Annotated in this window: 10 protein-coding genes; 8 read left to right on the top strand and 2 right to left on the bottom strand. The window is 58.5% G+C overall.

Features of this window, described 5'->3' with window-relative positions; all coding sequences use genetic code 11:
- On the bottom strand, positions 1-1,304 hold a 1,304-nt coding region (locus WA354_RS05600; protein WP_472812025.1), incomplete at its 3' end, for a GumC family protein.
- A gap of 177 nt (positions 1,305-1,481) precedes the next feature.
- On the bottom strand, positions 1,482-2,420 hold the full coding sequence (locus tag WA354_RS05595) for an SDR family oxidoreductase (RefSeq protein ID WP_472812024.1): 939 nt from the start codon (positions 2,418-2,420) through the stop codon (positions 1,482-1,484).
- 134 nt (positions 2,421-2,554) lie between these two features.
- On the opposite strand from WA354_RS05595, the gene WA354_RS05590 reads away from it, so the two are divergent.
- The 8 genes from WA354_RS05590 to WA354_RS05555 all read left to right on the top strand — a co-directional run.
- Positions 2,555-2,875: a hypothetical protein gene (locus WA354_RS05590; RefSeq protein ID WP_472812023.1), complete on the top strand. Its 321-nt coding sequence runs from the start codon at positions 2,555-2,557 to the stop codon at positions 2,873-2,875.
- 44 nt (positions 2,876-2,919) lie between these two features.
- A complete protein-coding gene (tsaA, locus tag WA354_RS05585; RefSeq protein ID WP_472812022.1) occupies positions 2,920-3,369 on the top strand; it encodes a tRNA (N6-threonylcarbamoyladenosine(37)-N6)-methyltransferase TrmO in 450 nt (149 codons plus the stop codon).
- Positions 3,370-3,858: 489 nt separating this feature from the next.
- On the top strand, positions 3,859-5,832 hold the full coding sequence (locus WA354_RS05580; RefSeq protein ID WP_472812021.1) for a (Fe-S)-binding protein: 1,974 nt from the start codon (positions 3,859-3,861) through the stop codon (positions 5,830-5,832).
- An 18-nt stretch (positions 5,833-5,850) separates the two neighbouring features.
- Positions 5,851-6,621, top strand: coding sequence for an electron transfer flavoprotein subunit beta/FixA family protein (locus tag WA354_RS05575; RefSeq protein WP_472812020.1), 771 nt, complete (start codon positions 5,851-5,853; stop codon positions 6,619-6,621).
- Entirely contained in the window at positions 6,618-7,589 is a 972-nt protein-coding gene (locus WA354_RS05570; protein ID WP_472812019.1) for an electron transfer flavoprotein subunit alpha/FixB family protein, read from the top strand. Before WA354_RS05575 ends, WA354_RS05570 begins: the two co-directional genes overlap by 4 nt.
- 168 nt (positions 7,590-7,757) lie before the next feature.
- A complete protein-coding gene (locus WA354_RS05565; RefSeq protein WP_472812018.1) occupies positions 7,758-8,747 on the top strand; it encodes a GRP family sugar transporter in 990 nt (329 codons plus the stop codon).
- Between the two features lie 7 nt (positions 8,748-8,754).
- Positions 8,755-9,681, top strand: a complete 927-nt coding sequence (gene rbsK, locus WA354_RS05560; RefSeq protein WP_472812017.1) for a ribokinase — start codon at positions 8,755-8,757, stop codon at positions 9,679-9,681.
- Between the two features lie 44 nt (positions 9,682-9,725).
- Positions 9,726-11,460: formylglycine-generating enzyme family protein (locus WA354_RS05555; RefSeq protein WP_472812016.1), on the top strand; the 1,735-nt coding region annotated here is incomplete at its 3' end.

The following is an 11,460-nucleotide window of genomic DNA, read 5'->3' as shown; positions in this document are numbered from 1 at the left end:
GTGCCATGGCTGCCAGCCGCGAGGTTCGCCTCCTCCACCTGCTGCGAAACTCTGAGATAAACGTCGTGATTCGCATTCGCTTCCTGCCGCATCACCGCATATTTCAACGCCGCTTCATTCAGCTTCAAACCGGCTCCCGTGGCAGAGCTCAGACTTCTGCGAACCAGTTCCTCACGACCAGCAGCCGTCTTCCATGCGCTTCGGAACCGCTCAACCAGCTTTGTGTCTGCCGCCTTGATTTGCGCGTCCAGATCCTGCATCTGGCTACGAATCTCGACAACACGGGGAAAGTTCGGACCATGCTCGATCCGCAGTTGCGCCTGCTCCTGCTCCAGATCGCTGCGCCGCGTGTGCAGTTGCTGCAGCAGCACCGAGGCAAAGTTGCCCGAAGCCTGCAGCCGGGAATCGGAAGCGAGCACCACTTCAGGATCACCTGAAGCGGCTGCGCGATATTCCGCTTCACGCACGATGCGATCGGTTGTTGCATTCGCCAGTTCCCTGCTCAACGCATCCACTTCTCCCAGTTCCGTGGTGTGCTCCACGTCGCTCGGCTGGCCATTTCCCAGCGTCTCCGGGGTATCCAGAATTCCATGCCGCTGCTGGAATTCCTCCAGCTTCCGTTCATCGTTGTCAGCACGAATCTTCAACTCGCCCAGCTGAGCATTCAGCCATGTCGTGGCGTCTTTCGTTGCCTCAACGCGGGCGTCAGTATCTCGTTGCCCATAAGCCGTAATGAGGGCATTCACTACCGCCGCTGAAAGCGCAGCGTCACGTGAGCGGAACCGGATTTGCAGAACAAGCGTGCGAGGAATCGTCTGCACGGTCAAATCGCGTTGAAACTCGTCGAGTAGCCAGGCGTTCGCATCACTGCCAGGCCGTGCTGGATTGAAATTCGGAAACTTCCTGGGGAACGAGCCCGTAAACCCCGGGACCCTGTAAAGCGCGAGGCGCGTAATCACGTCCCAGGCCAGTTGATCGCTGCGGAACACATTGGCCAGCGTTTCCAGCTGGACCTGGCCGGAGGCAAAAGCCCCTGAGGAGCCATCGCTTCGATCGAATGTGAGGACAGAAACAGGTGCAGCGCGCAAAGCCACCCGCGCAGTCGCTTCATACTCATTGGGGGCAAGCAGGCAATAGAGCAGGCACGCGCCGAGCATCGTTCCCACAATCGACAGGAAGAGGCGACGATTGCTTCGGATTGCGAGCCAGAGTTCGCGTAAAGAGAGATTCGAATCCTTGCGCCGGGCCAGGCCCTGCGACGGATCGCGATCTATCAACAGGCCTTCCGCGCGGCTCTCCTGCAAGGGTCAGCTTCCTCAGTTCCCGTTGCTTTCCGAAGGGCAATCGCGCACTACACGACGCACAGCCACCGCGGATCGAACACTCATCAGTGTCCATATCCGCGGACTCCTTGTTAGTGAGCCTCGTCACGTATGAAAGAAGGAGCAAAATGGCCGGAATCTTTAGCCTGGACCGACTGCTTAACTTCTCATTCGATACCACTCCACCGTTCGGCGAAGCCCCTCTCGAAAGTCCACAATCGGGCTGTATCCCAACAGCTCGCCGGCGCGGCGAATATCTGCGAGTGAATCGCGAATGTCGCCTGAGCGTGGCGCCTCATACGCCGGTTCTCCTTTGTAACCAGTAAGTTCGCGTAGAATGCAAAAGGTTTCGTTGAGAGTACACCGCGACCCGGTTGCCACGTTCATCATCTGGCCTGAAACCTTCTCCGCCGCCGCATCCGCAGCCATTAGATTTGCGAGCACGACGTTCTCGATGTAGGTGAAGTCGCGGCTTTGCTCGCCGTCGCCGTAGATTGTGGGCTGTTCTCCGGCCAGCATCCGCCGGCAGAAGATAGCAAGAACGCCGGAATAGTGCGATGCCGGGTCCTGGAACGGACCAAACACATTGAAGTATCGCAAAACCACGGTCTCGAGCCCGTAGACACGCGCGAAGGCTCGCATGTAGTGCTCGCCTGCGAGTTTCGCCACCGCGTAAGGTGAAATCGGATTTGGAAGCATGTCCTCGTGCTTGGGCAAGGTGGGCGTATCACCATACGCCGACGACGATCCCGCGTACACCACGCGCCGGACCCCTGCGGCCCGCGCCGCCACGAGCAGGTTGAGGGTCGCAGTAACGCAATTGAGATTCGTGCCCGCCGGGTCGGCAACGGAGCGTGGGACTGACGCCAGTGCGGCCTCGTGAAACACGACTTCGACGCCTTCGCAGGCACGCGCGCATTGTTGCGGGTCGGTCAAATCCCCTTCGACGAACTCCATGTCCTCGAGACCAGCCAGATTGCCGCGCTTGCCGGTGATGAAGTTATCAATGCCGCGAACGTCTTCTCCCCGCTTCAACAATGCCGCGGCAATCGAGCGGCCTATGAATCCCGCTGCTCCGGTCACAAGATATTTCGCCAAGCATGCCTCCCAATCGCAGTAAATGCTTTACTGAAGCTAAGAATACTAGGTGATCCGATTTCCCTGTCCATTCGCCCAGCCAATCCGCTAGACTCGGCAATCAAGTCGCTCAACTTCCCTTGAGGTCAATCAGCGTGAACGAATGGAAGCTTGTACAGAATGATTGCTCCGAAGCGCTCGCTCGTCTCCATTTCTTTTCCGTCAAGAAAAAGCACCACAAAGGCGATATCGAAGCGCGTATCACCGTTAAGGAATTCGCCACCGCGAAGACCAGCGACATGCAATTTTATGCCACTGCCGATATCGAATTGAACCAGAAAACGATGCGGTTTCAACCCTGCGGCTGGAGCGAAACACTTGTTGGCGCGCTGGGTGAATGCATGCGGAACTTGCGCAAATTCGACTATGAGACGGCAGAGGATCCTTCTGCGCTACCATCGGATTGCGGCCGCTAATCACCGTGCCTCAGACCGTTCTGCACACTGGAGCACCTATAGCTGTGTTTACGCCCCAACCCATCGGATTCGTGCGAAGCTCTTATACCGACACCAAGGCCATTCCGAAGGGACTTGGCGCCAAACATGACGCCGAAGGCGTGCTTGAGATTCTTCCGGAGTTTGAACTGGGCCTTACCGATGTTGAGGGCTTTTCGCATCTTTTCGTTATCTGGACCTTCGACCGTTCAGAAGGTTTCGAACTGGTTGGCAGCCCGCCCTTTGACGAACGGCCACACGGTGTATTTGCAACCCGTTCCCCGCGCCGCCCCAATCCAATTGCGCTGACGGTTGTAGAGTTGCTCGGCCGCGAGGGCCGGCAATTGCGGGTGCGGGGCATTGACATGCTCGATGGCACACCCATCCTCGACATCAAGCCTTACATGTCCAGTATTCCTACTGAAAAGCTTCGCCGCGGCTGGCTGGCCGAGGCCGAGGCCCGCAAACAAAGTTGAATGCCTGGTGCGGCTTTCACGGATACTCTTCGCGCTTCCCACAATGTGACAGTCTGATCAATTTGCGCTCCCCGTGTCGACAACTTCCCCAACCCTCTGCACCTCTAATTTATTAACGGAAGAGAAATCTTCCAGAAGGAGAGAGTAATCTATGGCCTTCAAGAGAATCGGCAACGAAACTCACGAATGGCAACATGAACACTCGTGCATCAAGGGTTGTACGGGACAGGGGAGGGAAACTCGGGCTGAGCTCGAATGAACCACCCTATCCGCAACACCCGGGTTGCGATCCGGTTACCGACCCGGATCTTCGACAATTCGGAAAGCATTGGGGCGAGGTCTCGAAAGGGGCCCCGCCCTTTTGCTTGTGGAGGGCGGCCCTCATAATCCCCATCCGAAACAATTCTGGGGCAAATCTGTCTTGTCAAAATCGTTTCGCATCAAACAACCGACCGTGGGCCTAATCGTGTATTGTGAGTGAGTTCGGTTATGAACCTCTTCTCTGCCACGCTGGCTGAACCGCAAAGTTTCTCGCTGTCGGAGAAGCTGCTCCTGGTGGCATTGATCGTGAGTTCCGCCGTCCTGTTCTGGCGGCGATTCGGTCCCATCCTCAAGCGAATCCTCAATTCCCGGAAAGACCCCAATTTCACCCTCTCCCCTATCGGCAGGCGCGTGTGGGACTTCTTCTGGGAAGTAATCTGCCAGGCCAAAGTCATCCGCGAACGACCGCTGCCCGGCCTCGCCCATGCCTTTGTTTTCTGGGGTTTCTGTGCCTTCGCTCTCGTCACACTGAACCATGTTGCGGTCGGGCTGGGCATAGGTTTTCTCGATCCACAAGGGCTGCTCGGCCGTTTCTATTTCTATTTCGCAGCGGTTTTCGCGGTTGCCTGCGCAGTGGGAATCTTGGGTCTATTCGTGCGCAGATTTTTTGTGCGGCCGCGGTGGCTCGGCGGCAAGGTTTCGTATGAATCAGGGGTCATCGCACTGCTTATCTTCCTCCTGATGGTGACTTACCTCGCGAGCTTCGCTGTCACCGATGACAGCGCTGCTGCCCGCATTCTCTGGTGGACACACACACTCTCGCTGCTCATCTTCCTGCCCATCATCCCGCACACAAAGCACCTCCATCTCGTTCTGAGCCCGGCCACCATCTTCCTTTCCCGTGGCGGCTTCAGCAAGATTCCACCGCTGGTGGGCGATGAAGACTTCGGCCTCGTGGCCGGAGCCGACCTCACCCAACTCGTCAGCCTGCAGGCCTACTCCTGCGTTGAATGCGGCCGTTGCACTGAACACTGCCCTGCCAACAACACCGGCAAGGAACTCAACCCCAAGGAAATCATCCTCGGACTGCGCGGTTACCTGAACGAACTTGGCCCCACGTCGCAGGAGTCCCTGATTGGCAAGTTCAACTCCATGACCGCCGACTTCCAATGCACTACGTGCGGCGCATGCGAATACCAATGCCCCGTCGGCATTGAGCATTTGCCGATCATCATCGGCCTCCGCCGCGGAGCGGTGAACACCGGCGCGTGGGAAGACGATCACGGGGCAAAGCTTTTTCTCGCTCTCGAACGCGGATCGAATGCACTCGGCATGGGCTCTCTTGAACGGGACAAGTTCATCCAGAAACAAGGATTCCCGATCTTCGACGGCACACAGGAATACTGTCTCTGGCTCGGCTGCATGGGCGGATACGATCCGAAAGGTCGTGAGATCGTCGCCGACTTCGCGCGCGTTATGAACTATCTCGGCACCAGCTACGGCGTGTTGCGCAAGGAAAAATGCACGGGTGATCCCGTGCGCCGTCTCGGCAATGACCTGCTCTTCCAGCAGCTTGCTGAAGCGAATCTGGAAGCACTTGCGCAAAACAAGGTAAAGAAGATCGTCTCCATCTGCCCGCATTGCGTCCGCACCATTCAGGAGGATTGGAAAGAGTTCGGCACCCCACCAGAGATCGAGCACCATAGCGAGTTCCTCGCGCGGTTTGCAGACAAGCTACCGAAGCCGGGTGCCCCATCCTTCTCGCGTACTTTGCGAGAAGGGTGGGAAAGCAATGCCCAAAACCAGCCCGATGCAGTCACCACCCAAGAGAAGATCGTCTTCCACGATCCCTGTTATCTCGGCCGCTACCGCAATGTCTACGACGAGCCCCGCGCCATCGTCTCCATCGCCGGCGAACTCGTAGAAGCCCCGCGCTCACATGAACGCAGCTTCTGTTGCGGAGCAGGCGGAGGCTTGGCTTTTCTCGGCGAAGAAACCGGCGATCGCGTTAGCCACACGCGCGTCAAGGAACTGGTCGCAACCGGCGCATCCACTATCGGGACCGCATGCCCCTTCTGCAACACCATGTTTCGCGACGCTTTGTCCGTAACCGGCGAAGGCGCGCCGCAACTTCTTGACATTGCCCAACTCACCGCGCGCAGTCTGCCTCAAACCATCACTGTGAAAACCGAACAACCGTAAATCCCGGAGTCATTCCGTATGAAGATCATCGTCTGTATCAAGCAAGTGCCCGAGCGCGACGCGCAGGTTCGAATCGACAGCGCCGGCAAATGGATCGAAGAAGCCGACCTGCAGTTCGCAATGAACGAGTCGGATGCTTACGCCCTCGAAGAGGCCCTGCAACTCAAGGAGAAACACGGCGGCGAAGTGGTTGTGCTGAGCGCAGGCCCCGAGCGCGCCGGAACCACTATTCGCGAGGCTCTCGCCAAAGGCGCCGACCGCGCCATCCAAGTGGAAGCCAACGACCTGAATCAGCGCGATGCCCTCGGCGTTGCACATTTGCTTGCGTCCGCGGCGAAACAGGAAAGCCCTGACCTGATCCTCACCGGTCTGCAATCAGACGATCTAGGCTATGGGCAAACCGGCGTCATCATGGCTGAATTGCTCGGCGTTCCCCATGCCTCGCTCATCCTTCACGTCGAAAAGACCGACACCGGCCTCACCGTTAAACGCGAACTCGAAGAGGGCTGGTTTCAGGACATACAACTTCCCCTCCCTGCCGTCCTCATGATCCAGTCCGGCGGCACCAAGCTTCGCTATGCCACCCTGATGGGCATCAAAAAGGCCAAGACCAAGGAATTGCGCAAAGTGAATGCTGCGGAACTCGGCCATGCAAGCGCGCCCGCGGCGGTGCTCGAAAAAGTCACGCTTCCGCAAAAGCAGAAATCCACGCAGATCATTTCTGGTTCCGCGAAAGAAGCCGCAGCAGCGCTCGTCGAAAAATTGAAGTTCGAGGTGCGGGTCATATGAGCGGAGTCTACGTTGTTCTTGAAGATCGCGGCGGCCGCATCAGCCGCATCAGTTGGGAAGCAGTAGCCGCGGCGAACTTGCTTGCTGCCCAATCCGGCGCGAAAGCAAACGCAGTTGTCATCGGCGCGCAAACCGAAGCTCTCGCCAAAGAAGCTGCTACCAAAGGCGTCGCCAAGGTCGTTCGCATCGAGCATCCGCTGCTGGCGCAATACACTGCTGATGGATTCACGACAGCGCTCGAGGAGTTCATACGCGCTGAATCTCCTGATTATTTCGTCTTCCCGCACTCCTACCAGGTTCGCGATTATGTCCCCGCACTCGCAGCGCGCCTCGGCCGGGTACTTATCGGAGACGTAACCGCAATCGGCGACGGCCCCGTCTTCACTCGCCAACTCATGCAAGGTCGGCTCAGCGGCAACTACAAATCCACAGGCTCCGGCCCATGTTTCATCTCCGTTCAGTCCGGCGCCTTTCGCGCCGACACTGCCGAATCTGCCGCAGCCGAGTCCAGCACATTCACTCCAACAATCGATGCCGCACAGATCCGCACCAAACCCGGCGAGCCATTCCGCGGCACCGCGCAAACGGTAGACCTCGGCTCGGCACAGATGATCGTTGCCGTTGGCCGCGGCATCAAGGAAGCAGACAATCTTCCTCTCATTCAGGATCTTGCTGCAGCCCTCGGCGCTGAAATCGCCGCATCCCGCCCCATCTGCGACAACGGCTGGCTGCCAATCGAGCGCCAGGTAGGCAGTTCAGGCCAGACGGTCGCGCCCAAACTCTATCTCGCCGTCGGTATCTCCGGAGCCATTCAACATCTCGTCGGCATGAAGGGCTCGCAGTGCATCGTAGCCATCAATAAAGACGCCGAAGCTCCCATTTTCGAAGTGGCCGACTATGGCATCGTCGGCGACCTCTTCGAAGTGGTGCCAGCATTAACCGAGGCCATCAAATCCGCCCGACAATAATCGCCTCACCCACAAATCTGGGTGCCCCATCCATGACGCAGCCTCATCGCGGCATGGGTGGGAAAGCACGAACACCTAAGTCTGCAAGTGCGTGTCATTTGCATCCATACACCCCCTCCGCGTATCGTTCCGAGTTGCAACAAACACAACCAGACAGGGGCAACCGGAATGTTTCTTCCTGAAACATATCAAGTCACGCTCGCGCTCATGATCGTCAGCATGTTGTGCTGGGGATCGTGGGCCAACACCCTTAAACTTTGCCCAAAGTTCCGCTTTCAACTCTTTTATTGGGACTATGCCATCGGCCTGTTCGCCGGTGCGATCCTCCTCGGCCTGACCGCCGGAAGCCATGGACCAGCCGGTCTGCCCTTCCTCAATGCCGCCAGCCAAACCCCGCTCTCCGCGATCGTCTACGCCCTCATCGGCGGAGTTATCTTCAACGTTGCCAACCTTCTTCTCGTCGCAGCCATTGACGTTGCCGGACTTGCCGTTGCATTCCCGGTCGGCATCGGCTTGGCTCTCGTGGTTGGCGCTGTTTCCAGTTACCTGGTCAGCCCAGCCGCCAATCCTCTCCTCCTCTTCGGTGGAGTAGCGCTCGTGGTCCTCGCCATCATCGTTGACGCCGCAGCTTATCGCAAACGCGAAGCTAGCGCAAAAGCAGCAACGACCCGCGGCATCGTCCTGAGCCTCATTGCCGGTGTGCTGATGGGCAGCTTCTATCCGCTGGTGGCCCATGCCATGCGCGGTCCCGAATCAACAGGCCCCTACGCTACGGCCTTCTTCTTTGCCATCGGCGTGCTTGTCTCCACGCTTCCCGCAAATCTCCTTTTGATGCGCAAACCCCTGGACGGCAAGCCTCCGGTCAACGGGGCGGATTACTGGCGCGCCCCCATTGGCTGGCATCTCGCGGGATTTGTTGGAGGCGCCATCTGGTGCGTCGGTGCCGTTGCCAATTTCGTCGCCTCGGGTGCGCACCTTGTCGGCCCCGCGGTCTCCTACTCCATCGGCCAGGGAGCCACCATGGTTTCAGCCTGCTGGGGTGTCTTCGTCTGGCGCGAATTTGCCGGTGCTCCGCGCGCTGCACACATGCTGCTTGTGCTCATGTTCGTCTTCTTTATCCTGGGGCTGGGCGCCATTGCACTGGCCCCGCTCTACTGAGGCTTGCATGACAGAGACTCGCAAACCCATCGTCGTTGTCGGCAGCGTCACCATGGACATGGTGACCCGCACTCCGCAGATTCCCCGCGTCGGACAGACTGTCATCGGCACCAGCTTCTCCACCACGCCCGGTGGCAAAGGCGCGAATCAAGCCGTCGCCGCAGCGCGCCTGGGCTATCCGGTCCAGTTTCTCGGCATGGTTGGCGATGACGTATTTGGCCCGGAATTGCTTGAGAACCTTTCCTCGGCCGGCGTTAACACCTCCGCGATGATTACGGCTCCCGGATCGTCAGGCCTCGCGCCGATCTTTCTTTCTGAAAGCGGCCAGAATGCAATCGTCGTCGTTCCCGGAGCCAACGGCAAGGTCGACTCCGCCTACGTCGACAAGCACGTTGATGTGATCCGCAACGCCGGCATGGTCTTGTGTCAGCTTGAACTGCCCATGGCAACCATCGATTACACGCTTGCACTCTGCGCGCAATTTGATGTCCCGGTTATGCTCGATCCAGCTCCCGCCGCCGCACTCAGCGATCCCGTGTGGAAGCAGGTCGCATGGTTCACTCCAAACGAGACTGAAGCCGCTTTTTACCTCGACGACGCCTCTCACCCCGAAACTGTCGCCGCAGCGTTGCTCGCACGAGGCCTTCCCGGAGTCGTCCTCAAGCGCGGTGCCGAAGGCGCCTATGTCGTCGCGAGCGGCAAGGCTGGCTGGGTGCAGCCATTCGCCGTCAACGCCATTGATACCGTTGCCGCCGGCGACTGCTTTAACGGTGCATTCGCCGTGGCTCTGCTCGAAGGCAAAGATCCATGGGCCGCCGCGCGCTTCGCCTGTGCCGCATCGGCCATATCCGTGACGCGCCACGGCGCCCAGGCCTCGATGCCCACGCGCGATGATCTCTATGCATTCCTGGCCGATCGTGGCGAGACTATCTAAAGAAAGCATCTCTTTGCCTGGATTGCAAGTTGGAGAAGATCTGAATGTATCGAAACATATTCTTAAGCGTCGCGCTCGGAGTCCTTGCGCTGGGAGCGGCAGCACAAGACACGCACTTTCAGCCGCGCGGCCAGCAGATCCCCACTCCGCATTGCATGGAGCTCCAAAACGCATGGGAGGGTCCACAGATTTCGTGCCTGCCGTTCACGCACGAGCGTTGGCTCGCCGACCTCCAGCATTGGCGCACCGAGCGCCGCATTCGCATTGCCTACGACCCATCACGCTACGACCTCCCTGCATTCAAGTGGACGCAATCGAGCTTCATTCAGCCACAGATGATGGTTCACGATCGCTACTTCTACGACCCAACTACCGGGCGTTACACCGTCGATCGCTACCTCAACGATCTCGACAAGCGCTATGGCGGAATCGATGCCGTCCTCATCTGGGCGACTTACCCCAACATGGGCATCGACGATCGCAATCAGCTCGAGATGGTCCAGTCCATGCCTGGCGGCGTGGAAGGCGTTCGACAGATGGTCGCCGACTTTCATCGTCACGGAGTACGCGTCCTCTTTCCGATGATGATGTGGGATGAAGGCACGCACCAACCCTCCCAACCATGGCCGCAGGCCCTGGCAGAGTTGATGAAGCAGATTGGCGCAGATGGCGTCAACGGCGACACGCAGGATGGCGTCCCTCTCGGCTTCTCACTTGCTGCTGACGCAATCGGTCATCCTCTTGTCTTCCAACCAGAGGGTAGCCCCAGCGACGAAGCGCTCGCGTGGAACGTCATGACCTGGGGCCAGTACGCATTTCCATTCATCCCCATGGTCGATCGCTACAAGTGGCTTGAGACGCGCCACATGGTCAACATCAGCGATCGCTGGGCCGTCGATCATACCCACGATCTGCAGTTCGCCTTCTTCAACGGCGTTGGATGGGAAAGCTGGGAGAATGTCTGGGGCATCTGGAACGGCATCAATCCCCGCGATGCCGAGGCCACACGCCGTGTCGCGACCGTCGAACGCGGCGTCGCACCATTTCTCATTAGCCCTGACTGGGAACCGCTCTACCCAATGCACAACTTCGGCGTGTACGCGAGTCGCTGGCCGCTCGGTGACCAAACCGTCTGGACCATCGTGAATCGAACCGATTATGAAATTGCCGGCCGCCAGATGGACGTAAAGCCCGCGCCCGGCATGCGCTACTTCGATCTCTATCACGGCATCGAATTAAAGCCGGTACAAGACGGCCCCGTTTCCGTCCTTAGCTTCAACATCGAAGCAAACGGCTACGGTGCAATCCTCGCCACACCAGCCGAGCCCTCTGAGGCAATTAAGACCTTGATGAGCCGCATGGCAGAGATGACCGAGAAACCACTTGCTTCCTTCTCGCACGAACCCGCCGTACTCCAACAGCGTCTAATCGAAATCGCTGCAACAAAGCCCGCAACCGAAGCTCCCGACGGAATGGTAAAAATCCCCGGAGGGTCCTTCGTCTTCCGCGTGAGAGGCACCGAGATTGAAGGCGGCTCCATGAATGGCGTAGATGTGCAGTACCCGTGGGAGGATTCCCCGCGTCGATTCCACGAACACGCCATGACGATCAAGCCGTTTTACATGGATAAATTTCCCGTCACCAATGCGCAGTTCAAGCAGTTTCTTGATGCCACGCATTACGCCCCGCGTGATCCCGGCAACTTTCTGCGTGACTGGAAGAATGGCGTCTATCCGCAAGGTTGGGAAAGCCGCCCCGTTACGTGGGTCTCGCTCGAAG

It is taken from the genome of Occallatibacter sp., from assembly GCF_049802275.1.
Taxonomy (GTDB): domain Bacteria; phylum Acidobacteriota; class Terriglobia; order Terriglobales; family Acidobacteriaceae; genus Telmatobacter.
Note: the sequence above shows the minus strand (reverse complement) of the source record. Positions and strands in the feature narration are given on the sequence as shown.

Coding starts and splice junctions, on each gene's coding strand:
- WA354_RS05570 (WP_472812019.1), top strand. CDS start 6,618: ATGAGCGGAGTCTACGTTGTTCTTGAAGATCGCGGCGGCCGCATCAGC.
- rbsK (WP_472812017.1), top strand. CDS start 8,755: ATGACAGAGACTCGCAAACCCATCGTCGTTGTCGGCAGCGTCACCATG.
- WA354_RS05575 (WP_472812020.1), top strand. CDS start 5,851: ATGAAGATCATCGTCTGTATCAAGCAAGTGCCCGAGCGCGACGCGCAG.
- WA354_RS05565 (WP_472812018.1), top strand. CDS start 7,758: ATGTTTCTTCCTGAAACATATCAAGTCACGCTCGCGCTCATGATCGTC.
- WA354_RS05580 (WP_472812021.1), top strand. CDS start 3,859: ATGAACCTCTTCTCTGCCACGCTGGCTGAACCGCAAAGTTTCTCGCTG.